The sequence below is a fragment of the Reyranella sp. GW821-FHT14A01 genome (genome assembly GCF_058803965.1).
Genome location: NZ_JBXAPM010000001.1, coordinates 171693 through 194439 on the forward strand (window position 1 = coordinate 171693; position 22747 = coordinate 194439).

Annotated in this window: 17 protein-coding genes; 5 read left to right on the forward strand and 12 right to left on the reverse strand. The window is 67.7% G+C overall.

Going from position 1 to position 22747, the window contains the following annotated elements; all coding sequences use genetic code 11:
* Positions 1-28: 28 nt before the first annotated feature.
* The 5 genes from dnaK to pip form a co-directional block, all read right to left on the reverse strand.
* Positions 29-1966 carry a molecular chaperone DnaK gene (gene dnaK, locus AC1ROX_RS00890; RefSeq protein WP_493121519.1) on the reverse strand — a complete coding sequence of 646 codons (1938 nt, stop codon included), beginning with the start codon at positions 1964-1966 and terminating at the stop codon, positions 29-31.
* Positions 1967-2188: 222 nt separating this feature from the next.
* Positions 2189-2791: a nucleotide exchange factor GrpE gene (locus AC1ROX_RS00895; RefSeq protein WP_493121521.1), complete on the reverse strand. Its 603-nt coding sequence runs from the start codon at positions 2789-2791 to the stop codon at positions 2189-2191.
* A gap of 100 nt (positions 2792-2891) precedes the next feature.
* A complete protein-coding gene (locus AC1ROX_RS00900) occupies positions 2892-3947 on the reverse strand; it encodes a TauD/TfdA family dioxygenase (protein ID WP_493121522.1) in 1056 nt (351 codons plus the stop codon).
* Between the two features lie 96 nt (positions 3948-4043).
* Positions 4044-4919, reverse strand: a complete 876-nt coding sequence (locus tag AC1ROX_RS00905) for a PhzF family phenazine biosynthesis protein (RefSeq protein WP_493121524.1) — start codon at positions 4917-4919, stop codon at positions 4044-4046.
* 10 nt (positions 4920-4929) lie between these two features.
* On the reverse strand, positions 4930-5940 hold the full coding sequence (gene pip, locus AC1ROX_RS00910) for a prolyl aminopeptidase (RefSeq protein ID WP_493121525.1): 1011 nt from the start codon (positions 5938-5940) through the stop codon (positions 4930-4932).
* A gap of 111 nt (positions 5941-6051) precedes the next feature.
* On the opposite strand from pip, the gene AC1ROX_RS00915 reads away from it, so the two are divergent.
* Positions 6052-7467 (forward strand): M48 family metalloprotease, encoded by a 1416-nt coding sequence (locus AC1ROX_RS00915; RefSeq protein WP_493121527.1) that lies wholly within the window; start codon positions 6052-6054, stop codon positions 7465-7467.
* Between the two features lie 63 nt (positions 7468-7530).
* Here the strand turns inward: AC1ROX_RS00915 and AC1ROX_RS00920 are convergent, their stop codons facing one another.
* The 6 genes from AC1ROX_RS00920 to AC1ROX_RS00945 form a co-directional block, all read right to left on the reverse strand.
* Positions 7531-8340 carry a hypothetical protein gene (locus AC1ROX_RS00920; protein ID WP_493121529.1) on the reverse strand — a complete coding sequence of 270 codons (810 nt, stop codon included), beginning with the start codon at positions 8338-8340 and terminating at the stop codon, positions 7531-7533.
* A 93-nt stretch (positions 8341-8433) separates the two neighbouring features.
* Positions 8434-8964 (reverse strand): CarD family transcriptional regulator, encoded by a 531-nt coding sequence (locus AC1ROX_RS00925; RefSeq protein WP_493121530.1) that lies wholly within the window; start codon positions 8962-8964, stop codon positions 8434-8436.
* 286 nt (positions 8965-9250) lie between these two features.
* Complete coding sequence (gene fdxA / locus AC1ROX_RS00930; protein WP_493121532.1) at positions 9251-9586, reverse strand: ferredoxin FdxA; 336 nt, start codon at positions 9584-9586, stop codon at positions 9251-9253.
* Positions 9587-9650: 64 nt separating this feature from the next.
* Positions 9651-9905 (reverse strand): RNA-binding S4 domain-containing protein, encoded by a 255-nt coding sequence (locus AC1ROX_RS00935; RefSeq protein ID WP_493121533.1) that lies wholly within the window; start codon positions 9903-9905, stop codon positions 9651-9653.
* A gap of 24 nt (positions 9906-9929) precedes the next feature.
* Positions 9930-13289 carry a helicase-related protein gene (locus AC1ROX_RS00940; protein WP_493121535.1) on the reverse strand — a complete coding sequence of 1120 codons (3360 nt, stop codon included), beginning with the start codon at positions 13287-13289 and terminating at the stop codon, positions 9930-9932.
* A gap of 43 nt (positions 13290-13332) precedes the next feature.
* Positions 13333-14055: a DUF1223 domain-containing protein gene (locus AC1ROX_RS00945; RefSeq protein ID WP_493121537.1), complete on the reverse strand. Its 723-nt coding sequence runs from the start codon at positions 14053-14055 to the stop codon at positions 13333-13335.
* Positions 14056-14351: 296 nt separating this feature from the next.
* On the opposite strand from AC1ROX_RS00945, the gene AC1ROX_RS00950 reads away from it, so the two are divergent.
* From AC1ROX_RS00950 to AC1ROX_RS00965, 4 genes are read left to right on the forward strand one after another with little or no spacing between them, the layout of a single operon-like run.
* The gene (locus AC1ROX_RS00950) at positions 14352-15095 is read left to right on the forward strand and encodes a metal ABC transporter ATP-binding protein (protein ID WP_493121538.1); all 744 of its coding nucleotides are present in this window, start codon (positions 14352-14354) and stop codon (positions 15093-15095) included.
* 16 nt (positions 15096-15111) lie between these two features.
* The gene (locus AC1ROX_RS00955; RefSeq protein WP_493121540.1) at positions 15112-15981 is read left to right on the forward strand and encodes a metal ABC transporter permease; all 870 of its coding nucleotides are present in this window, start codon (positions 15112-15114) and stop codon (positions 15979-15981) included.
* Between the two features lie 38 nt (positions 15982-16019).
* Positions 16020-16994 (forward strand): alpha/beta fold hydrolase, encoded by a 975-nt coding sequence (locus AC1ROX_RS00960; RefSeq protein ID WP_493121541.1) that lies wholly within the window; start codon positions 16020-16022, stop codon positions 16992-16994.
* A gap of 11 nt (positions 16995-17005) precedes the next feature.
* Positions 17006-17569 (forward strand): hypothetical protein, encoded by a 564-nt coding sequence (locus tag AC1ROX_RS00965; protein ID WP_493121543.1) that lies wholly within the window; start codon positions 17006-17008, stop codon positions 17567-17569.
* Here AC1ROX_RS00965 and AC1ROX_RS00970 read toward each other — a convergent pair.
* On the reverse strand, positions 17566-22389 hold the full coding sequence (locus AC1ROX_RS00970) for an NAD-glutamate dehydrogenase (RefSeq protein WP_493121544.1): 4824 nt from the start codon (positions 22387-22389) through the stop codon (positions 17566-17568). The two genes, AC1ROX_RS00965 and AC1ROX_RS00970, sit on opposite strands and share 4 nt — an antisense overlap.
* Between the last annotated feature and the right edge of the window lie 358 nt (positions 22390-22747).

Sequence of the window (22747 nt, forward strand, 5' to 3'; positions counted from 1 at the left end):
GCCGTGTCGTTCAGCCCGTGGTCCCTGTTCAGGACCCGGTCTTCTTGTTCTTGTCGGTGACGTCCTCGAACTCGGCGTCGACGACCTTCTCGCCCTTGGCGTCGGTCGCGCCGCCGCCGGGCGCACCGCCCGCGGCCCCTGCACCGGCCTGCGCCTCAGCCTGCTGGGCCTTGTACATGGCCTCGCCGAGCTTCATCGCGGCCTGGGTCAGGTCGTTGGTCTTGCCCTTGATCGCCTCGACGTCCTCGCCCGCCAGGGCGGTCTTGAGGCCCTCGAGCGCACCTTCGATCTCGGCCTTCTCGGTGGGGCTCACCTTCTCGCCGTACTCCGCCAGGTGCTTGGTCGTGGAGTGGACCAGCGCCTCGCCCTGATTGCGGGCGTCGATCAGCTCGCGCTTCTTCTTGTCTTCCTCGGCATGCAGCTCGGCGTCCTTCACCATCTTCTGGATGTCGGCCTCGCTGAGGCCGCCCGAAGCCTGGATGCGGATCTGCTGCTCCTTGCCGGTGGCCTTGTCCTTGGCCGAGACCTGCACGATGCCGTTGGCGTCGATGTCGAACGTGACCTCGACCTGAGGCACGCCGCGCGGCGCCGGCGGGATGCCGACCAGGTCGAACTGGCCCAGCATCTTGTTCTGGGCGGCGATCTCGCGCTCGCCCTGGAACACGCGGATGGTCACCGCGGTCTGGTTGTCGTCGGCCGTCGAGAAGGTCTGGCTCTTCTTGGTCGGGATCGTCGTGTTGCGCTCGATGAGGCGCGTGAACACGCCGCCCAGCGTCTCGATGCCGAGTGACAGCGGCGTCACGTCGAGCAGCAGGACGTCCTTGACCTCGCCCTTCAGCACGGCGGCCTGGACGGCCGCGCCGACCGCGACGACTTCGTCGGGATTGACGTTGCGGGCCGGCTCCTTGCCGAAGAACTGCTTAACGACCTCGATGACCTTCGGCATGCGCGTCATGCCGCCGACCAGGATGACCTCGTCGATCTGGCCGGCCTGCAGGCCGGAGTCCTTCAACGCCGCCTTGCAGGGTTCGAGCGTCCGCTGCACCAGGTCCTCGACCAGCGCCTCGAGCTTGGCGCGCGAGAGCTTGATGACGAGATGCTTCGGGCCCGACGCATCCGCCGTGATGAACGGCAGGTTGATCTCGGTCTCCTTGGAATTGGAGAGCTCGATCTTGGCCTTCTCGGCGGCTTCCTTCAGGCGCTGCAGGGCGAGCTTGTCGTTGCGCAGGTCGATGCCCTGCTCCTTCTTGAACTCGTCCGCCAGGTAGCTGATGACCCGCTGGTCGAAGTCCTCGCCGCCCAGGAAGGTGTCGCCGTTGGTCGCCTTGACCTCGAACACGCCGTCGCCGATCTCGAGGATCGACACGTCGAACGTGCCGCCACCAAGGTCATAGACCGCGATCGTGCCGGACTTGCGCTTGTCCATGCCGTAGGCAAGGGCCGCCGCGGTCGGCTCGTTGATGATGCGCAGCACTTCGAGGCCGGCAATGCGGCCGGCGTCCTTGGTCGCCTGGCGCTGGGCGTCGTTGAAGTAGGCCGGGACGGTGATGACCGCCTGGTCGACCTTCTCGCCGAGATAGGCCTCGGCGGTCTCCTTCATCTTGCCCAGGATGAACGCCGAGATCTGGCTCGGGCTGTACTGCTCGCCGTTCACCTCGACCCACGCGTCGCCGCTCGGCGCCTTGTCGATCTTGAACGGGACCAGCGACTTCTCCTTCGCGACCATGGGGTCGTCGAAGCGGCGGCCGATCAGGCGCTTCACGGAATAAAGGGTCTTCAGCGGATTGGTAACCGCCTGGCGCTTGGCCGACTGACCGACCAGGCGCTCACCACCGTCGGTGAAGGCGACCATGGACGGCGTGGTGCGCGCGCCCTCGGAATTCTCGATGACCTTGGTGTCGCCGCCTTCCATGACCGCGACGCACGAGTTGGTCGTACCCAAATCGATGCCAATGACTTTCGCCATGATTTCTACTCTCTTCCCTCGGCAGATCGGCCGGACCCCGCAGGCACCCGATCGACCCCCGTATAATGGTTACCTGCCGGAAAACCCGGATCAGGACAGGGGCTATATAGGTCCTGCGCGGCTGCCTACAATGGACTTAAGGCTCAAAATCTCCGCTGGAAAGTGACGTTTGGCGCACTACCTGCGGAATCCGAACGGAAGGCCGGGAATGCCGGCCCTTCGCTAGTTTTCGTTGCTGGCCGCCGGGCTGGCGGACGGGCCGCCCTTGGACACCGCGACCATGGCCGCCCGCAGCAGGCGGCCGGCGATCAGGTATCCCGGGATCAGCTCCTGGACGACCGTGCCGGACGGCATGTCGGGGTTCTCGACCTCCATCATGGCCTGATGGAATTCGGCGTTGAACGGCTTGCCCAGGCTCTCGATGCGGGTGACGCCGTGGCGCTCCAGCACCGACTGCAGCTCGCGGTCGGTCGCCTGGATGCCGACGATCACGTTGCGCAGCGCCGGATCCAGCGAGCCGAGGTCCGCCGGCAGGGCCGACAAAGCGCGGCCGAAATTGTCGGCCACCGAAAGCACGTCGCGGGCAAAGCGCTCGACCCCGAACTTGCGCTCCTTCTCGACATCCTGCTGGGCCCGGCGGCGCACGTTCTGCGCCTCGGCAAGTGCCCGGAGCTGCTTGTCCTGGAGATCGGCCTTCTCGGCCTGGAGCTGCTCGACGAGACGCTGCCATTCGGCGGCGCTTTCCGGACGAGGCGGAATGTCGAGATTGTCGGGGTCGACCGGCATATCCGCCGGGGCGCCGCCCGCGGTTGGATCGCTGGCCATGTGTTGTCCCTTTTGTTGGTCTCTTGAAGCGGCCTTCACTTAGGGACGACCCCGCTCCGGGTCAACTGCGGTCAGACAGCCCCCCGCAGCGGAGCTGCGATCAAACAGCCTGAAGGGGCGCCTGCAGCCTGGTGCCGCGCACGATGATGCCGCCGCGGTCGCCGATCGTCACCTGGCCGTAGCGCTGGGCGAAGATCTCGGGCAGCGGCCGGGCGGCATCGGCCGCCAGCCACAGGCGCAGCAGGTGGCGACGACGCTCCGGCTCCGGCCAGTCGTCGAAACCCGTGCGGTCGTGCAGCATCGTGTGGTTGTGAACCAGCTGCACGTCGCCCGGCTTGAATTCCATGAAGGTGTTGAGCGCCGGATCGTTGGCGAGTGAATCGAACAGGTCGAGCGCCTCGACCAGTTCGGGCGTGAGCCGCGGCGCCTCGGGGAAGCGCTGGGCCGAGTCGATGTACTGGCGCTGGTAGATCGCGGTCAGATAGCCCTGGTGCCAGTTGAACACCGGGATCTCGAAGAACGGCTTCTGGCCCTCCGGCACCTCGCCGCGCCGGTCGGTGGCGATCGGCTGGAACAGCAGCTTCAGGAGATCGGGCCGGCGGCGGCGCATCTCGTTGAAGATCGTGGTCGAGCTCACCAGCGCCGACAGGCCGCCCGACTTCGCGGTCTTGAGGCAGAGCAGCCCGACGATGTCACAGGAATCGGTGTGATAGGTCTGCCGGACATGCGTCTGGTAGATGCGGACGTTGGGATCGTTCACGTCCATGCCCAGGTCCTGGACGTGGCCCAGCACATGGCCCTTGCCGTTCTGCGAGCGGGCGCTGCCGAGATGAGCGCCGAGGCCGAAGAAGGCCGTCGCCGATTCGCGCATCGACCAGCGCTCGACCGGCAGGCCGCGCAGCAGCAGGAAGCCGCGGCCATTCAGCACCTCGTCGTCGACCCTCGACCTGAGCTTGGGCCCGAGCGTCGGCAGCGGGAAATCCTGCGGCGTCAGCACCGCGATGTCGGCGTCGCGCGCGACCAGCGCGCGGGTCGCGGCCTCGACCTCGGCGACCTCGGCGGCCGAGAGCGGCATCTGCCAATCGTCACGCCTGGCGATCTCGGGTCCGTACCAGGCGGCGGCGCCGGTCTGCTCCGGCGGCAGTTCGAAGCTCATGTCGTTTCGCCCCTCGAATTGGTTCAAGTCGGGGCCTCGACCCCGCTTGCGTTGCAAGGTCCTTCCACCCGTTGCGGCCGGTCGTCAAGAAGCCCGCTAGGCCGCGTGCTCCAGCCGCTCGACGGCCCCGCCCAGCAGGCAGCCGATGGCCCGGCCGCCGGCAAATCCCAGGCGCACGCCGATTTCCGACAGGGCACCCATGGCGCGCCCCTGGAAGATCCTGATGGGCTTGTCGTCGGCATCGACGAGGCCGTTGGCCAGCAGGCCGAACGACAGGGCGGCGGCGGCAATGCCCGTTGCCGCATCCTCAGGGTAACCGGAGGATCGGGGAAATTGGCGCGCCTCGAAAGCCTGCGTCTGGCGATCCTGCACCGCGTAGGGGTAGAGGCCGGTCGACCCGATGCGATGGCAGACAGCCTCGACGGAAGGCATGTCGCTCTTCAGCGCGTTCAACCGATCGACGTCCTTGATCGGGACCAGCGTCTTCACGCGCGACGTGACCGCGTTCTGGATCGGCAGGTCGAGCAGGTCGTGCCGCTCGATACCCAGCACCGTGAGAACGTCCTGCGTCTGCGACGCCGTGAGGGCGGCCACTCTGCCCGCGGGTTGGGTGATTTCGACCGACGGCTTGTTGGCTGTGCCATACCGCACGAAGCCCGTAACCGGTCCGCTGCGTGTCTCGATCCGGACCGTGTCGCCCGGCAGCACGCCTGTCGAGGCGAGCAGCCACAACGCACCGATGGTCGCGTGGCCGCACATTTCCATCTCGTGATTGGGTACCCAGAACCGAAGGCTGAGATCGTAATCCTGGTTGGCGGGCGGCAGCACGAAACCCGATTCATGCCCGTGCTGTCGCGCGACGGCCTGCATGTCCTCCGGCGCGAGGCCTTGGCCGTCGACCACGATCGGGCAGGGATTGCCGCCGCTTCCGTCGAAGGTGAAGACGCTGACGAGATCGACGTCCGGCTTCATGGTCGACGACTCAGGCGTCCCACGGAAACCGGGGCGCGAAGAGCTCGGTGTCGCTGGTCGACAGACGATAGCTCTCGGTGGCGTTGACGAGCGCCGCCCGGATGCCGGGCTCCAGCGCGCTGTGGCCGGCATCGGGCACGACGACGTAGCGTGCCTCGGGCCAGGCGCGGGCCAGGGCATCGGCCGTCACCGGCGGGCAGACGATGTCGTAGCGGCCCTGCACGATGGTACCGGGCAGGTGGCGGATGCGACCGAGATCGGCCCACGGCCAGCCTTCCGGCACGAAGGTGCCGTTGGCGAAGTAGTGCGCCTCGATGCGCGAGAGGGCGAGCGCGAAGCCGCCATGGTCGGTCTCGAACGGCGCCCGCACCGTCGGATAGAGCGTCGAGCAGGCCGCCTCGTAGCGGCTCCAGGCGCGCGCCGCCGGACGGTGCAGGTCGGGATTGCGATCGATCAGCCGGCGATAGTAGTTGCCCAGCAGGTCGCCGCGTTCTTCCGGCGGCAGGTGCTCGGTGAAGTCGCGCCACGCCTCGGGGAAGATCGTGCGCATGCCGTGGAGGAACCAGTCGATCTCGGGCCGGGCGCCGAGGAAGATGCCGCGCAGGATGAAGCCGGTCGCGCGCTCGGGGTGGGTGAGGCCGTAGGCCAGCGCGAGCGTGCTGCCCCAGGAGCCGCCGAACAGCAGCCAGCTCGGGATGCCGAGATGGGTCCGGAGCTTCTCCATGTCGGCCACGAGGGCGGATGTGGTGTTGTCCTGCAGCTCACCCAGCGGCATCGAGCGGCCGCAGCCGCGCTGGTCGAACACGACGATGCGGTAGAACTGCGGATCGAAGAAGCGGCGATGCACGGGCGCTGAACCGGCGCCCGGCCCGCCATGCAGGAAGACGACCGGCACGCCCTCCGGATTGCCGCTCTGCTCCCAATAGATCGTGTGTCGGCCATCGACCGCCAGCATGCCGCTGGCATAGGGCGATATCTCGGGGAACAGGTCGGAACGGAGCGGAGTCTCTGAACGCGGCATGCGATTGTCCTTGAGGCATCACTGCCATAGCAGCGGCTTTCGTGCCAGCCTTGCGGGCGATTGCCGCTTCGTCCACCCAGCGTCTAAGGTCGAGCCGTCCCAGGAGGATCCGTGGAAATTCGCCGTATTCTGGCGCTGGCTGCGTTGTTGGCCGGTGTCGTCGCCTGCACGCCGTCTGCCGAGCCGCCGTCCACGTCCGCGGCTGCGGCGACCGGACGCGGCACCACAGCCCTGCCGCGCGACATCGAGAAGCTCGTCGGCCGGCCCGACCAGGATCCCGCGCTGCAGGCCTATGTCGACCGGGTGGGCCAGCGTGTGGTCGCGGCCGCGGGGGTCACCGGCTTCCGCTTCGTCGTGCTCGATTCGCCGGTCGCCAACGCGCACGCGGTCCAGTCCTACATCTTCGTCACGCGCGGCCTGCTGGCCCTGCTCGAGAACGAGGCCGAACTCGCCGCCGCGGTCGGCCACGAGCTCGGCCATCTGGTGCAGCGCCACGCCGCCCAGCGCGCGCGCGTCCGCCAGGGCGTGCTCGACGCGGCGGTCGACGCCGCCGCCACCAGCGGCTCGGTCACCGTCGGCCGCGCGGTGGCGCAGGACGGGCTGCTGGCGCTCCGGCGCTATTCGCGCGAACAGGAACTCGAAGCCGACCGGCTCGCTCTCGGCTACATCGTCAAGGCCGGCTACCGCGGCGATGCGATGGCCGCGCTGATCGACCGCCTGCGCCGGCAGAGCGCGCTCGAGGCGCAGCTCCTGGGCGAGTCACCCGACATCGGCGACCGGCCGAGTGCGGCGTCGACCCATCCGGTCCCGCTCGAACGCACCTCGGCGATCGCGGCCCTGCCGCTCGCCAACGCGCCCGGCGAATCCAACGAGAAGGGCTACTTCGCTTCCATCGACGGCATGTCGGTCGACGATCCGCCGAGCGAGGGCTTCATCCGCGGCCGCTCGTTCTTCCATCCGACCCTGAGCCTCACCTTCACCGCCCCGCCCGGCTTCCGGCTGTTCAACGACACTGACGGCGTGCTGGCGGTCAACCGCGACCGTTCGCTGATGCTGTTCTCCTGCCTGCCTGCGCCGGTGTCGGGCCCGCTCGACGACTGGATGCGCAACAAGTTGAAGCCCACGCCCACCGATATCCAGGCCATCGAGATCAACGGCAACGAGGCGGCGATGGGGGCGCGGCCGCGCGGCTCCGACACCGGGCTCGGCCAGGCGCGCTACGTCGTCATTCGGACGGGCGACCGGGTGTGCAACTTTGCCCTGGTGAGCGAAGGCGCCGACCAGGACCGGCAGATCGAGGCGATGATCCGGGCCGCGCGGACCTTTCGCACCCTCACGCAGTCCGAGGCCGCTGCGCTGCAACCCTACCGGCTGCGCATCGTCTCGCCGGCGGGATCGACCCCGGCGCAGCTCGCAGCCCGCATGCCCTATCCCGATTTCAAGATGGAACGCCTGCTGGTGCTCAACGCGGCGCAGGTGCCAACCGATCTGAGCGGCCGGTCCGAGATCAAGATCGTCCAGCCGTAGGACGGGACGATTATCATCAGCTTTCCTCTCCCGTCATACGGGGGAGGTGAAAGAATTGGAGCCTTAAGGTTCGATCCGCTCCAGCACCGCGCCGTCGGCGTCGAGCGCCACCAGGGCCGGTGTCCCGCGCGTGACGGTGAGCACGCGTCCTGCATCCTGCGCGACGTTCTTCGACGGGGCGGTGCCGCGCACCACGCGCGTGATGGCGGGCCAGCCGCCGTCGGCTGCCTTGCCCAGCGCCTCGTCGAGCACCGTATCGGTCTGGGTGCTCCACCAGAAGGCGTCGGCCTGCCCGTCGAGGGGACGGCCGGGATCGACGCCGGTGGCGGCGAAGACGAGGCTTCTGTCGGCACTGAGCGCGGCGCGCGACAGGGCGTTCAGGAGATCGCTGTGGCCGGGCCGGGCGGCCTGGCGCTCCCGCAGGCCCGAGGTCCAGCGCGCGATGGCGAGCGAGCCGTTGCGGCTGGCGATGCGGCCCTCGGCGATCGAGTAGCCATAGGCCTCGATGATGGCGTCCAGTCCGCGCGACAGCATCCAGTCGAGCACGTCGAGCGGTGCCAGGGCGAACTGCAGCTGCAGGACCTTGTGCCAGATCTCTTCCTGCGGCCCGCGCAGGAAGACGAAATCCTCGACCTCGGCGCCGGGCCGGGCCAGCAGGCGGCGGCGCAGCAGCAGCATGAGGTCGACGGTGCGCGGCGTGTTGCCGGCAGCGCCCAGCATGTTGCCCAGCACGACCAGCCGGTCGCCGGGCTGCCAGCGCTGCATCAGCGCGCCGCCCAGCCGCTCCAGGGCGGTGTCGTCGCCCTTCAGGGCCCCCAGCGCCCAGGTGGTACCGCCGTCACGCAGGCGGGCGATCGAGGCGACTTTGCTCATGAATCAGGAAAAGGGCTCAAAGCTCGGACATAAAAAAGGCGGCGCGACACTTTTGTGTCGGCCGCCTTTTATCTCATTCCGTGACAGAACCGCCTAGGCGACCTTCTGCAGAACGCTGTTGAGCTTTTGGGTCGCAAGGTCCTTGTCGATACGCTCGACGGCGGCCAGCTCGCGGGCCAGCCGGTCCAGCGCCGCTTCGTAGATCTGCCGTTCGCTGTAGGACTGGTCGGGCTGGCCGGCATTGCGATGCAGGTCGCGCACGACTTCGGCGATCGACACCGGATCGCCCGAGTTGATCTTGGCTTCGTATTCCTGGGCGCGGCGGTTCCACATGGCGCGGCTCACGCGGCTGCGGCCCTTCAGGGTCACCAGAGCGCTTTCCATGATCTTGCGCGAGCTGAGCTTGCGCAGGCCCGAGATCTTCGCCTTCGCCACCGGAACGCGCAGCATCATGCGCTCCTGCTCGAACGAGATGACGAACAGGTCGAGCTTGTGACCGGCGATTTCCTTGGCCTCGATATCGATTACGCGGCCGACGCCATGCGTCGGGTACACAACAAAATCACCCTTCTCGAAGGCGAATTCCTTCGCCTTGGCGGGCGCCGACTTCTTCGGCTTGGTCATGTCCTCAAGTCCCTTCACAACAGCCCCGCTTTCTGCGATACCGCGACCCACCGCATACGCTCCCCTGCGTATTCGGCCCAATGCCCCGTTATCGGTAGGTTTCTTTCGGATACCGACACGGACACCGAGCCAGCGGCGGACCGACATGGACCGCTTCCAGCCACAACCTTATAACAGAGATTTAGCGCGGAGTCGCGTTTTATGTTGCATTTCAGCAACGGTTGAGCCATGCGGAAACCGCATGGCTATTGCAAAAGGTACAATTGTGTACTTGCGGCGGTAAAATCTAGCGCGCGGCGGGCTTGTCGCTGAAATACTTTTCGAACTTGTCCTTCTCGTCGCGGAACTGTTCCGCGTCGGCCGGGGCTTCCCCCTTGCGGGTAATGTTCGGCCAAGAAACCGACAGGCTGCGGTTCAGCTCCAGCCACTTCTCCAGGCCTTTCTCGGTGTCCGGCAGGATGGCATTGGGCGGGCACTCGGGTTCGCACACGCCGCAGTCGATGCATTCGTCTGGATTGATGACCAGCATGTTCTCGCCCTCGTAGAAGCAATCCACGGGGCACACTTCAACGCAATCCATGAACTTGCACTTGATGCAAGCTTCTGTAACGACATAGGTCATAAAGGCTCCAGGAACGAGCGGCGGCTGCTTAACGTGCGAGCCCCGTCGACGCAAGGCTGGCAATTCACGGCGAGTCTATTTCCTCATACAATGTGCGGGCTTCCGGCGCCGGACCGCGCCGCTCCCCGAGCGCCACGATGCGCACGACCTTGACGTGGGGGCCGAGCGCGAAGGTCAGTACCATGCCCGGCGCGACGGTCGCATGCGGCTTCTCGACGGCGCGGCCGTCGATCCGGCAGCGCGACTTCTCCACGTAGCGCGCGGCCAGCGTGCGGGTCTTGAAGAAGCGCGCGTGCCAGAGCCACTTGTCGAGCCGCATCGCGCGTCAGCGCTTCACGGGTGGCTACTTCTTTCCACCGAGCTTGAGCTCGAGCAACTTGGCGAACGGCGAATCGGATGCCGCATCGCCCTTCGTCTCGGTGGTCGCGTAGAGGCGCAAGGCCGGGCCGCCGCTGTCGCGCCGCGGCGGACGCGGGCCGCGCCGGTCGTCGCGACCGCGATTGTCGTTCGGCGGGCGCCCTTCCTTGTTGCCGCCCGGGCCGCGATCCTGTCGCTGCCCATCCTGCCGCTGGCCTTCGGGCCGCTGGCCCTCGGGCCTCGATCCTTCGGGCCGCGGTCCGCGCGGCGCGTCGCTGCGCGGGCGCTGGTCGTTGCCGCGCGGCGGACGTGGCGTGTCGGCGAAGAACTGGCGCTCGTTCGGCCGTTCCGGCCGGTCGCGGCGGCGCTGGTCGCGCTGCTCCCGTTGCTCTCGCTGCTCGCGATACTGCTGGCGCTGGCGCTCGCGCTGCTCCTCCCGCTCGCGCACGAAGCGCGGCTTGATCGAGAAGGCGTAGAGCGGCCCGTTCTCCTCCGACGGCGGATGCACGCGATAGCCGAGGCCGCGCAGCACGTCGGCCATCTCGGGCTCGGAGCAACCGACCAGGGACATCATCTGCGGCGTGGCGCGGAACCAGCCCGGCGGCAACGGCCGCGGCTCCTTCTTCGCGGGCTTGCTCTCTGCCGGAGGGGTGGCGCTTTCGACCGGCGGGGCTGTGTCTTCGGACGATGGGGCCGTCTCTTCCGCCGGTGCCGCTTCCATCGCAGCTTCAACTGCCGGCGGCTCGGTGGCGGATTCCTCGGTCAGGACCGTTTCGGCGACGGGCGCAGCCTCGGCAGGTGCCTCGGCGGCGGGCTCTGCCGCAGGTTCGGCGGCCGGCTCGGCGGCGACGACAGGCTCGGCAGCGGCCGTTTCTGGTGCCGTTTCTGGCGCAGCTTCCGGCTCCGGCGCGGATACCGGTTCGCTTTCGCCGAACGCAGCGGCGACGATCGCCCATTCGCTGATCTCGTCGACCGTTGCAGGGGCGGGGATCGCGGGCGCGGCAGCGGCAGCCTCAGCGACCGGCTTCTTCTCCTGCTTTTCCTGCTGCTGCGACCGGCGCGAAGATTCGCGGCTGTCGCGCACGGCGGCGCGCGCCATGGCGGCCAGGCGTTCGACCATGTCGGCGCGGATGGCGTGGTCGCCCAGCGGCAGGTAGCCGATGACGGCGTAGAAATCGCGCTCGGCATCGCGCGGCAGGTCCATCGACGTGCGGCCCTCGGCCGGCAGCGTCGGGATCGTTTCGCGGTTCTTGGCGATCATCCAGAGGCCGGCGCGCAGGCGGATCGGCACCGGCTTCAGCATGCTGGGGAAGTAGAGCGAGAAGATGCCGATGCGCACGCCGAGGCGCGCCAGTGCCTTGCGGTCCTCCTCGCTGAGCTGCGCGAGCTGTTCCTCGACCGGGCGGCGCGGCAGGACGCCGAGGCTCTCGCAGAGCTGGAAGACGACGCCGCGCGCGCCCGCCGGCAGTTCGGTGGTGGCGCGTGCGTCCATCAATTCGCTGAGGCCGAGACGGATGCGGGTTTCGACCCAGGTCGCGGCGCGCTTGCGCACTTCCTCGCGCGACGGGCCGTCGAGTAGATCGGACGCGATGGCCTCGACCTTGGGCGCCAGCACGTCGCCCGACGGCAACAGCCGCGCAACGGGACCACCGCCCCAGCAGACGCGCAATTGTCCGTCGAAGACGATCTCGCCGTCGGGACTGTTCACGAAAGCCTGCAGGCGATCGGGCAGATCCTGGCGCAGTGCGCGCAGAGCCGCGCTCAGCACCGCCTTCTGGTCGGTCTGTCCTTCGGTCGCATCCGGCACAAAACGGAATCCCTCGATGCGCCCGAGATGCTCGCCTTCAACGATGACTTCGCCTGCAGCGGCGACTGTCGAGTTCATTTCACCCTCATCGCGCAATCTTCGTACAAGCAAGGCCGCCCGTCTATCGACAAACCGTTGCGTGAGACGTTGATGCAATACGTCGGAAAGCCGGTCCTCTATGGCACGCGCGCGTTCCTGCCAATGGGTCGCGCGCTGAATCCAGTCGGGTCGATGTGAAATATAGGTCCAGGTCCGGACATGCGCGATGCGTGTCATCAACGTGTCGATGTCGCCATCGAACCGTTCCAGGCGCTTCACATGGCTGTCGATCCAGTCTTCGGGCAGCCTTTCGCCACCCTGCGTCAGATGCCCGAAAATCTGGCCGAGCAGGCTCGTGTGCTCTTCCGTCATCGTCTTGCGGAAGTCGGGCACCTGGCAGACTTCCCATAAAAGCTTGACCCTCTTGGGCGAATGCAGCCGCGGTAAAAACGTCGAGTGCACGGCCAGAGTCTGCAGAGCGAGCTGATCGTCCTGCTCGCGGACGCGCTGGAGCGCGGCATGCGGCGGACCGGCGTTCAATGCGCCGATCAGCGTCTGCACCGAGCGGAAATCGAGTTCGCTGTTGCGCCACTGCAGGTCGCGCAGCGGATCGAAGCGATGATTCTCGATCGCTTCCACCACATCGGGATCGAGGCCGCTGATGCCGGCGGTCGTGCCGAAGGTGCCGTCGTTCATGTGGCGCCCGGCGCGTCCGGCGATCTGCGCCAACTCACCGGTCCGCAGCGGCCGCGAGCTGCGACCGTCATATTTGCGCAATGACGCGAACCACACATGGTTCACGTCCATGTTGAGGCCCATGCCGATCGCGTCGGTCGCCACGAGGTAGTCGACCTCGCCCGACTGGAACATGTCGACCTGCGCATTGCGCGTGCGCGGACTCATCGCGCCCATCACGACCGCCGTGCCGCCGCGCTGGCGGCGGATCAGCTCGGCGATCTCGTAGACCTCGTTGGCCGAGAAGCCGACGACCGCGGACCGCCGCGGCAGGCGCGTCGCCTTCTTCGAGCCGACATAGGAGAGGCTGGAGAAGCGCGGCCGCGCCACCACGTCGATGTCGGGCAGCAGCCTGTTCAGCACCGGACGGATCGTGTCGGCGCCCAGCAGCATGGTTTCGTTCAGGCCGCGCGCGTAAAGCAGCCGATCGGTGAAGAAGTGGCCGCGTTCCGGATCGGCCGCCATCTGCACTTCGTCGACGGCAAGGAAGGAGACCGGCCGGTCGAGCGGCATCGATTCGACGGTGCAGACGAAGTAGCGCGCCCCCGGCGGTGCGATCTTCTCTTCGCCGGTGATCAGCGCGACCTGGGCGGCGCCCTTCAACTTGACGATACGGTCGTAGTTCTCGCGCGCCAGCAGCCGCAGCGGGAAACCGATCATGCCTGAGTCGTGGCCGAGCATGCGCTCGATCGCGAGATAGGTCTTGCCGGTGTTGGTGGGGCCGAGGACGGCGGTCAGGCGGCCGGAGGCGCCGTAAAACGACATGGCCTCACCTTCGCGCGCGGCCGCGGCGGAAGCAAGGCGGAGCTCAGCCCGAGTAGGACGGTTCCAGCTTGTTGCAGCCGATCATCGGGCCGTGATCGGTCTGCTGCACCAGGACGGCCACACCTTGCGTGGGGCCAATGCGATCGCCTGGAATCGTCCAGCTCTTCACCGCGCCGTCCCAGCGGTCGATCGTCTCGACCTGCCGTACGATGTTGAAGTTCTCGATCATGCGGCCCTGGTTCTCGCCGCTCTTCACCGGCGTGGTGTGCCGGCGGTCGTAGACGGCGAGCGTCACGTCGGCGATGCGGCCCTCGAGCGGGAAGGCAGCCAGCTTGATGGTGAGGGGACCGTTGATGGTCCGTGAAAGTTCAGGCGTCGCGCGCTTGGGCGAGCGGGTCTGTGCCTTGGTCAGCAAGGCTTCGATGGGGCTGAGCTCGCGGCCCGTGTCGTGGCCGATGCCGTCGACGACCATCTCGGGCGTGTAGACGTAGCGTTGCTTCAGCACGCGGGCATAGGCGCGCTGGCGCTCTGTCGTGTCGCGCGAGGCGAAGGGATCCTTCCAGCCGATATAGTCCCAATAGTCGACATGGAAGGCGAGGGCGACGATGTCGGGCCGCATCGACAGGCGGCCGAGAAGGGCATCGGCCGGCGGACAGGAACTGCAGCCCTGCGAGGTGAAGAGTTCGATCGCCCACGGACCCTCGCTCGCCGGCCGCGCAGACACCGGGTCTGACAGGCCAGCTGCGAAGGCGGCGGCGCCGATCAACAAGGATCTCCGGCCGGGAAGGGAGGGCAGCGACATGGGCGACAAGATGCGCGCGCACGCCCTGCCCTGCCAATCAACAATCGATCACTGGCTGGTGACGTCGCGATGTCGATGCCTGTCCGGCTGGACTCAACTGGACTCAAGGTGGGTAATATTATAACAATCTATTATCATGCACCGGCCCGTCTCTCCCGGCACGACCCTGCTCGCCATGAGCGCTCCGACCCGCATCGCGGCGGCGCTCGGCGTCTCGGCCGTGCTGTGGCTCTGCGCTTGGTGGGCGCTGTAGGTCCGCCATGGATGCCGCACTGCGCCTCACCAACCTGACCGTGAGCTACGACCGTCACCCGGCGGTCCATCACGTGTCGGCGGAGATTCCGGCCGGCGAGATCACGGCCATCGTCGGCCCCAACGGCGCCGGCAAGAGCACCTTGCTGAAGGCGCTGCTGGGCCTGGCGCCGCGCATAGAGGGCCGCATCGAGTGCACGGCCAAGCGCATCGCCTATCTGCCGCAGCAGGCCGAGATCGATCGCTCCTTCCCGATCTCGGTGCTCGACACCGTGCTGCTCGGCCGCTGGTCGCGCTTCGGCGGTTTTGGCGCGGCCAAGCCGGTCGACCTGCACGATGCCCAGCACGCCATCGAGGCGGTCGGGCTTTCGGGCTTCGAGCGCCGGCCGATCGACACGCTGTCGGTGGGCCAGTTCCAGCGCGTGCTGTTCGCGCGCCTGCTGCTGCAGGACGCCGACCTCGTCCTGCTTGATGAGCCGTTCGCGGCCATCGACAGCAAGACCGTGGCCGACCTGATGGCGGTGATCCGCCGCTGGCGCGAGGAGAAGCGCACCGTGGTCGCGGTGCTGCACGATTTCGACCAGGTCCGCCGCGACTTCCCGCATACGCTTCTGCTGGCGCGCGAGCTGGTCGATGCCGGCCCGACCGCGCGCGTGCTGTCGTCGGAGAACCTGCTGCGCGCCCGCGCCATGGCCGAGGCCTGGGACGAACATGCCGGCGCCTGCGACGTGCCGATGCGGCTCAGCGCCTGATCGAAGGCGTCGCGTCATGGTCTACGAGTATGTGATCGCGCCCTTCGCCGATTTCGGCTTCATGCGCCGCGCCCTGGTCGCGAGCCTCGCTCTGTCGGTCGGCGGCTCGGCGATCGGCGTGTTCCTGATCCTGCGCCGCATGAGCCTGATGGGCGATGCGCTGGCCCATTCGCTGCTGCCCGGCGCGGCGATGGGCTTCCTGATCGGCGGTCTCTCGCTGCCGGCCATGAGTCTCGGCGGTTTCATCGCCGGCGTCGCCACGGCGCTGCTGTCGGGCATCATCGCGCGCTTCTCCAGCATGCGCGAGGATGCGAGCTTTGCCGCCGCCTATCTGACCGCGATGGCGCTGGGCGTGCTCATCGTCTCGTTGCGCGGCTCGGCGGTCGATCTCATGAACATCCTGTTCGGCGCGATCCTCGCCGTCGACGAGCAGGCGCTGATCCTCGTCGTGTCCACGGCGACGCTGACCCTGGTCGGTCTTGCCGCGATCTATCGTCCGCTGGTCGTCGAATGCTTCAACCCGGGCTTTCTCGCCGCGATGGGCGTGCGCGGCTCGCTCTATCACTATCTCTTCCTGTCGCTCGCCGTGCTGAACATGGTGGCAGGCTTCCAGGCGCTGGGCACCCTGATGGCGCTGGGCATGATCCTGCTGCCGGCCGTCGCTTCGTCCTTCTGGGCACGCGAGGTCTGGTCGATGAGCCTGGTCGCAGCGCCGATGGCCTTCGCGTCGGCGGCGGTGGGCCTGCTGGTGTCGTTCCATGCCGGCCTGCCGTCGGGGCCGGTGATCGTGCTGTTCGCCAGCTTCTTCTTCCTGCTGTCGCTGCTGTTCGGCTCGCGCGCCTCGGTGCGGGCGCGCCTGTCACGGCCGGTTCACTTGCGCGGGTAACCCGGCAGGCTAGGGTGACCTCCGCGGAGGAAACCTGAATGACAAATTCGCCAGTGCCGGGCGTCACGCTGAAGACGACGACCGCCAACAACATCCACATGCGCTACGCCGAGGCCGGTAGCGGACCGCTCGTCTTGTTCTGTCATGGTTGGCCCGAGAGCTGGTACTCGTGGCGCCATCAGCTGCAGGCGGTGAGTGAAGCCGGCTTCCGCGCCGTCGCGCCCGACATGCGCGGCTATGGCGGCACGCAGTCACCCGAATTGATCGACCAATACACGCTCTATCATCTCGTGGGCGACATGGCCGAGCTGGTGAAGGCGCTCGGTGAAACCAGGGCGGTGATCGTCGGCCACGACTGGGGTGCGCCCGTCGCCTGGCATGCGGCTCTTTGGCGGCCCGATCTCTTCACCGCCGTCTCGGCCATGAGCGTGCCCTACGCGCCGCCCGGCTATATCGACATCATGTCGGCGCTGGAGAAGAACGGCATCAACGACTTCTACCTGCAGTACTTCCAGAAGCCGGGCGTCGCCGAGGCCGAGCTGCAGCAGGACATTCGCGGCGCGTTGCGGCGGCTCTATTACACGGCCGGCGGCGAGATGGTGGAGAAGGGCAAGGGCTTTGCGCGCCTCACCGGCGGCACGCTGCTCTCCAACACCGTCGATCCCGATTCGCTGCCTGCGTGGCTGAGCGAGGCCGACCTCGACTATTACGCCGGTGAGTTCGCGCGCACGGGCTTCCGCGGCGGCCTCAACTGGTATCGCAACCTGCGCCGCAATTGGGAGCTCAGTGGTCCGTGGCGTGGGCAACCGATCCGCCAGCCCTCGCAGTTCATCGCCGGCAGCCGCGACGGCGTGCTGCGCTTCCCGGCCGCCGCGAGCCAGCTCGAAGCCTATCCGAAGACGTTGCCCGGCCTGCGCGGCAGCCACATTCTCGACGGCGCCGGCCATTGGGTGCAGCAGGAGCGGGCGGCCGACGTGAACCGCCTGCTGATCGAATTCCTCAAAGGCCTCTGAGAGAGATGAACATGCGTGCATCAGCCCCGATCCTCGCGACCCTCGCCCTCGTGCTCGCGCTGCTGGGCGCCTGCGCCCCGCCGCCCGTGCAGCCTTCTTCGATGGTGCCCGTCCTGACGGGTCTTCCGCCCGGCCCGGCGCCGGCCTATCGCCAGGCCATTGCGGTTGGATCGGTCAGCGGCGGTCCGGGCGCGTCACCGCTGTGGACTGCTTCGGTCGACAATGCCCAGTTCCAGGCCGCGCTGGCGAGCACGCTCGCCAATGCGGGCCTCGGCCAGGCCGGCAGCGGCCGCTTCCGGCTCGACGCCACGCTGGCGAAACTGGAGAGGCCCTTCGCGGGCTACGGCATGACCGTCGAGGCCGTCGTCGCCTACCGACTCACCGACACGGTCACGGGGGCCGTGGTCTATGACGCCTCGCTCGCGACGCCCGGCACCGCGACCCTGGACGACGCGATCGACAACAACACGCGTTTGGTCCTCGCCAACGAGCGCGCGGTGAATGCCAACCTGCGCCGCCTCGTCGAAGTGCTCTACGCGCTCCCCGACCGGCCGCTTACGTCTCCTCGTCGCTAGACCAGGGTCCGCAACTCGGCAGTAGCGACCGACAGCATCGCGAGGTCGATGGCGCCGGCAGAGGCAAGATCCTCCTTCAGGAGCCGGTCCACGCGTTCCAGCGCGAGCTTGCGCGGCTCGCTCCAGGCGGCCAGCGCCGAGTCGGGATCGCAGTCGTTGCCGCCGCCTGCCCGTAGCGCCGAGCGCAGCAGGTCGGCGTGGAGCGCCGCCAGCTCGTCCTGCATCGCCAGCGCCGCCTGCGAGGGCCACAGCCCCTCGCGCGGCAGCTTGAGCGCGGCGTTGGCCAGCAGCGCGAGCGACAGGCGTTCACCCAGCCGGAAATAGAGCCGCGCGGTATTGCCGATCGAGCAGCCATTGGCTTCGGCGGCCATTGCGAGATCGCCGGCGGCCGACAGCGTCTCGAGCGCGGCGGCGCGGCGGGCAACATCGACGGGCGCACCCATCGCCTCGAGGGCGGCCGAGCGTTCGCCCAGCGCCGCGCCCTCGGCCTCGCCGACCAGATCGGCCGGCAGGTCGCCCAGCTCGGCGACGGCTCGGCCGAGCTGCGCGGTGGCGGCCGTCGTGTCGAGCGGCTGCGGCAGGCGGCGCAGCACCCATTGCACGCTGCGCAGCACGAAGCGCTGCGAGGCGACCAGCATGCGTATCTGGGCCGCGGCCTTGAGCGCGGGATCGAGCGCTTCGATGTCGGCCCACAGGTCGCGCAGCTTCCACGCATCACGCACGACGGTGAAAGCCTGGGCGATGGGCGCGGCGGTGGCGCCGGTCCGCTGTGCGACGGTGTGGACGAAGGTCGGACCGCAGCGATTCACCAGCGAGTTCACGACCTGCAGAGTCGTGATCTCGCGGCGCAGGCGATGGCCCTGGATCGCCGCCGCATATTTCTCCTGCAGCGCTTCCGGGAAGTAGCGCAGCAATTCCTCTTCGAGGCGAGGATCGTCGGGCAGGCCGGAAGCCAGGATCTCCTCGTTGAGATCGATCTTGGCGTAGGCCAGCAGCACCGAGAGTTCGGGCCGCGTCAGCGGCTGGCGGTTCTGGGCGCGCACGCGCATGGCGGCCGAATCGGGCAGGAACTCGACGGCGCGGTCGAGCCGGCCCTTGCGTTCCAGCGCGCGCATGAAGCGCTCCAGCCGGTCATGCTCCTCGGCCGCCTGCCCCTCGGCGACGCTGACGGCCTGGCTCTGCTGGTAGTTGTTGCGCAGCACCAGCGACCCGACCTCGTCGGTCATGGAGAAGAGCAGTGCATCGCGATCGTCGGCGGCCAGCGCGCCCGAGGCGATGGCGCCGCCGGTCGCGATCTTGATGTTGACCTCGTGGTCGGACGTGTCGACGCCCGCCGAATTGTCGAGCGCATCGGTGTTGATCTTGCGCCCCGCGAGCGCCGCCTCGACCCGGCCGCGCTGCGTGAAGCCGAGATTGGCGCCCTCGCCGATCACGCGCGCCCGCAGTTGCGCGGCATCGACACGCACCGGATCGTTGGTGCGGTCGCCGGCATCGGCGTTGGTCTCGCCCGACGCCTTCACATAGGTGCCGATGCCGCCGAAATAGAGCAGGTCGACCGGTGCCGTCAGGATGGCGCGCAGAAGATCGAGCGGCGCCATGGTCGGCTTGTCGACGCCCAGCACCGCGCAGGCCTCGGGCGACAGCGCCACCGACTTGGCCGCACGATCGAAGATCGCGCCGCCCGCCGACAGCAGGCTCTTGTCGTAATCCATCCACGAGGAGCGCGGCAGCGCGAACAGCCGTTGCCGCTCGGCGAGGCTGGTCGCGGGATCGGGCGAGGGATCGATGAAGATGTGGCGATGGTCGAAGGCGGCCACCAGCTTGATGTGCGGCGACAGCAGCATGCCGTTGCCGAACACGTCGCCCGACATGTCGCCGACGCCCGCCACGGTGAACGGCGTCTCCTGGATGTCCTGGTCCAGTTCGCGGAAGTGGCGCTTCACCGATTCCCACGCACCGCGCGCGGTGATGCCCATCTTCTTGTGGTCGTAGCCCGCCGATCCGCCTGAGGCGAAAGCATCGTCCAGCCAGAAGCCGTAGTCGCGGGCCAACGCGTTGGCGATGTCGGAGAAGGTGGCGGTGCCCTTGTCGGCGGCGACCACGAGATAGGGATCGTCGCCGTCGTGACGCACGACGTCGGCCGGCGGCACGATTCCGCCACCCGCATAATTGTCGGTGATGTCGAGCAGGCCGCGGATCAGCGTCTGGTAGCAGGCGATGCCCTCGGCCTGGACCTGCTCGCGCGTGCCACCAACCGGTGGCTGCTTCACGTAGAAGCCGCCCTTGGAGCCCACGGGCACGATGACGGCGTTCTTCACCATCTGGGTCTTCATGAGGCCCAGGATCTCGGTGCGGAAATCCTCGCGCCGGTCGGACCAGCGGATGCCGCCGCGCGCGACCCGGCCGCCGCGCAGATGAATGCCTTCCATGCGCGGGCTGTAGACGAAGATCTCGACCAGGGGCCGCGGCGCCGGCAGGTCGTCGATCGCACGGCTGTCGACCTTGAACGAGATCCAGTCCTTGGCACCGCCGGCCTGCCAGTAGTTGGTGCGCAAGGTGCAGAGCACGGCATTGTGGAAGCGCCGCAGGATACGGTCCTCGTCGAGCGTCGTGACGGCTTCGAGGGCGGCGGCAAACTCTGTCTCGATATCCGCGATCTTCGCGGTGCGCATGTCGGAGGCGACTTCGCCCAGCGCCGGATCGAAGCGGGCGACGAACAGGTCGACCAGCAGGCGCGCGACCTTGGGATAGGAAGCGAGCGCGCGCTCCATATAGGCCTGGCTGAACGGGATGCCGGCCTGTCGCAGATACTTCGCATAGGCGCGCACGATGGCGATCTCGCGCCAGGCGAGGCCGGCGCCGAGGATCAGCCCGTTCAGCCCGTCATTCTCGAGCGCGCCCGAGCGCAGTTTCTCCAGCGCTTCGATGAAGCGCGGCCCCAAGGCGGCGAGATCGACCGGCGACCTGTCCGCGGTCTCGACCCTCAGCACCTGCATCGCCACGCCGCGGGTCTGGTCGTCGCCGCCCTCCTTGCGCAACAGGAAAGGCGCCTCGCTGATGATGCGCAGGCCGAGATTCTCGGCGAGCGGCAGGATGTCGGAAAGGGCGATGGGCTTGCGCGGGTGATAGAGGCGAAGCGTGAAACGATGCGGCGGCATGCCGGCGCGGCGGCTGACCTGCACGCCGAACCCGGCACCGTCCACGAAGGTCTGCAGTTTCTCGATGTCGGCGAGCGCCTGTTCGGCGCCGAAGCTCTCGCGATAGATCGGCGGGAACCAGTCGCGCCAACGCTTGGCGGCGGCGCGTCCCTCGGCTTCGCCGAGCCTGGCCTGCAGCGAGGCGCGCAGGCGGTCGCTCCACGAGGTTGCCGCGTCGGCCAGGCTGCTTTCGAGCTGGGTGAGATCCGGTGCCGCCTGCTCGGGTGTATTGAGCTTCAACGTATAGAGCGACTGGACCAGCGCGGAGTCGCTGCTGCCCGACGCGAAGATCGACGTTACCTTGCCACTCCAGGCCTTCTCGAGGATCGCGACGAAGCGTTCCGAGAGCGCGGCATCGAAGCGTTCGCGCGGCGCGAACACCAGGGCGGTGGCGAAGCGGCCGACCGTGTCGAGGCGCGAGAACAGCGCCACGCGACGGCGCTCCTGCAACTGCAGGATGCCCAGCACATGGTCGTAGAGCGTGTCCTCGTCGATCTGGAACAGCTCGTCGCGGGGATAGGAATCGAGGATCGCCAGCAGCGCCTTGCCATCGTGCCCGTGCCGGTCGAAACCCGATCGGCGCAGCAGCGTCTCGACCCTGCCGCGCAGCAGCGGCACGTCGTGGACGGCCGCGTGATAGGCGGCCGACGTGAACAGGCCGACCAGCCGGTGCTCGCCGGTAACGGCCCCGTCGGAGTCGAACGTCTTCACGATCACGCAGTCCATCACGCCGATGCGATGGACCAGCGACGGACGATCGGTCTTGACGATCAGGATGTTGTGCGGCCCGCGGGCGAAGCGCGCCATCGCCTCGCCGCTGCCGACGCCGGGCTCGAACAGGCGGACCTCGTCGCGGCGCAGGATGCCCAGCGCCGATCCCGGCACCAGCTCGTAGCGCAGGCCGGCGGGCTGGCTGGCATCCTCGACATAGCGATAGCGGCGATGGCCGAGGAAGGTGAAATGGTTGGCCTCGAGCCAGCGCAGGAAATCCTCGTACTCCGCGAGGTTCGGCGCGCGGCCGGGCGCCAGGTCGAAGATGGCGTCGAGGCAGGCGCGACGCATCGCGTGCCAGTCGTCGATCGCCAGCCGCACCTCGGCCAGCACGCGGGTCAGGGCGGCGGCGATCTCGTCGAGCAGGGCGGGATCGCCCTGGCGGTCGATCTCGATGTGCATGATCGATTCGGGTCGCGCGCGTTCGCCGGCCTCGAGCGCGATGCCGACCAGGTCGCCGTCGAGGTCGCGGCGTGCCGCCATCACCGGATGGGCGAGCAGATGGACGGCGATCTCGCGGCGATTGAACTCGTTGGTGATCGAATCGACCAGGAACGGCATGTCGTCGTTGACGATCTGCACGATCGTGTGGCGGCTCTCGAAGCCGTGGTCGGCGAGGGACGGGTTGAAGATGCGGACCTTGGCGACGCCCGGCAGGCGGCGGCGCGTGAAGCCCAGCAGGGAGCTCGCGGCGGCGGCGCGCTGGTCGGCGGGCGCGGCGGCGAGATCCTTGTCCGACAGGCGTCCGAACAGCCTGCGCGCAAATTGAGCGGATTCCTCGCCGCCGATCTGCAAGGCGGCGGCGCAAATGGCGTCCAGGCCGTAAACACGGGGTGCCGAAGAGATGGCCATATTTTGTGCATTCCTCCGGATTCTGCGGCGGATGTTACGCCTCACCGTGACATTCTGACGACGGACTCTTGGCGAAGCCGAGAATGCCCACCGAATCTCGCATTTGACGGGGTGGCCCTGACAGGCTGAGCCGATTCGCTGCGCTTTCTGTCTGAGGCCCACGGAATCCGCGGGAAAGCGCGTTTTGTTCTCCTGTTATGCTGCACCTGCGAAGGTTCGTGAACGGTCAAAGAAACAGAATTTCAAACCGATTTTTTGCCCGCCTTTTCAGGAGCTTAACCACCTATTCTTGAGATTCACAAACCGGGAATAAATTTCGCAATGACAGGGCCAACACCTAGGAGGCAAACTACGGATA

Coding starts and splice junctions, on each gene's coding strand:
- AC1ROX_RS00940 (WP_493121535.1), bottom strand. CDS start 13,289: ATGTCGTTTTACGGCGCCTCCGGCCGCCTGACCGCCGTCCTCGGCCCC.
- AC1ROX_RS00950 (WP_493121538.1), top strand. CDS start 14,352: ATGGATGCCGCACTGCGCCTCACCAACCTGACCGTGAGCTACGACCGT.
- pip (WP_493121525.1), bottom strand. CDS start 5,940: ATGCCGCGTTCAGAGACTCCGCTCCGTTCCGACCTGTTCCCCGAGATA.
- AC1ROX_RS00955 (WP_493121540.1), top strand. CDS start 15,112: ATGGTCTACGAGTATGTGATCGCGCCCTTCGCCGATTTCGGCTTCATG.
- AC1ROX_RS00920 (WP_493121529.1), bottom strand. CDS start 8,340: ATGAGCAAAGTCGCCTCGATCGCCCGCCTGCGTGACGGCGGTACCACC.
- fdxA (WP_493121532.1), bottom strand. CDS start 9,586: ATGACCTATGTCGTTACAGAAGCTTGCATCAAGTGCAAGTTCATGGAT.
- AC1ROX_RS00965 (WP_493121543.1), top strand. CDS start 17,006: ATGCGTGCATCAGCCCCGATCCTCGCGACCCTCGCCCTCGTGCTCGCG.
- AC1ROX_RS00925 (WP_493121530.1), bottom strand. CDS start 8,964: ATGACCAAGCCGAAGAAGTCGGCGCCCGCCAAGGCGAAGGAATTCGCC.
- AC1ROX_RS00900 (WP_493121522.1), bottom strand. CDS start 3,947: ATGAGCTTCGAACTGCCGCCGGAGCAGACCGGCGCCGCCGCCTGGTAC.
- AC1ROX_RS00895 (WP_493121521.1), bottom strand. CDS start 2,791: ATGGCCAGCGATCCAACCGCGGGCGGCGCCCCGGCGGATATGCCGGTC.
- dnaK (WP_493121519.1), bottom strand. CDS start 1,966: ATGGCGAAAGTCATTGGCATCGATTTGGGTACGACCAACTCGTGCGTC.
- AC1ROX_RS00905 (WP_493121524.1), bottom strand. CDS start 4,919: ATGAAGCCGGACGTCGATCTCGTCAGCGTCTTCACCTTCGACGGAAGC.
- AC1ROX_RS00970 (WP_493121544.1), bottom strand. CDS start 22,389: ATGGCCATCTCTTCGGCACCCCGTGTTTACGGCCTGGACGCCATTTGC.
- AC1ROX_RS00935 (WP_493121533.1), bottom strand. CDS start 9,905: ATGCGGCTCGACAAGTGGCTCTGGCACGCGCGCTTCTTCAAGACCCGC.
- AC1ROX_RS00960 (WP_493121541.1), top strand. CDS start 16,020: ATGACAAATTCGCCAGTGCCGGGCGTCACGCTGAAGACGACGACCGCC.